This window comes from Rhodopseudomonas sp. BR0C11 (assembly GCF_010820945.1).
GTDB lineage: Bacteria > Pseudomonadota > Alphaproteobacteria > Rhizobiales > Xanthobacteraceae > Rhodopseudomonas > Rhodopseudomonas palustris_H.
Genome location: NZ_QTKI01000807.1, coordinates 1 through 608 on the forward strand (window position 1 = coordinate 1; position 608 = coordinate 608).

Here is a 608-nt window from a genome sequence, read left to right on the forward strand (position 1 = left end):
CGGTGACATCGAGCGAACTCGACAGCAGCAGTTTGCGTCCGTCGATGTCCACCGGCTTGTGCGCAGTGAGCAGCGCGCGGGCTGCGCCGCCGAAGGCAATGCGTTCTTCGCGCGTGCCGGACTGGCCCTGGGCCAGCAGTGCGGCGCCGTCGCCGCGGCGCCGGTCGAGTGGCGGGTTGCTGGCGCTGTCGGTCGATGCAGGCGGAAGCCGATATTGCGCGGCTGCGGCGTCGTTGATGAAGACAAAGCGGCCCTGCTCGTCCTGCACCGTTACGGCCGAAGGCAGCGCACGGACGATTTCCTTGAACAGCCGCAGGTCTCCGGCGTCGGCAGCCGCGATGCCCGCCGCGTCCGCGGAAAGCGCCTCATCGCTCTCGGCGACGTCGGTCGTCCCGGTCGAGGGAAAGGATGGTGCGGCGCTCGTCATGCGCGCGAAGGATGGCGAAGGCCGCTGTAATAATGGTTAAGTGCAACCCTGAATGCCGGCGCAATCCCGCATCCGCAGTGGATTTGAATTGCAGTCGAGTATTTGTCATTAACAGAGTATCAACACCTACAACGAAAGACGCGGCAGCAACGGTTGCCCGATCAGGGAGAGACAACGATGG

Annotated in this window: 1 protein-coding gene; it reads right to left on the reverse strand. The window is 64.5% G+C overall.

The features are described from left to right. On the reverse strand, nt 1–427 hold a 427-nt coding region (locus DYI24_RS27510; RefSeq protein ID WP_502706398.1), incomplete at its 3' end, for a PAS domain-containing protein. Between the last annotated feature and the right edge of the window lie 181 nt (nt 428–608).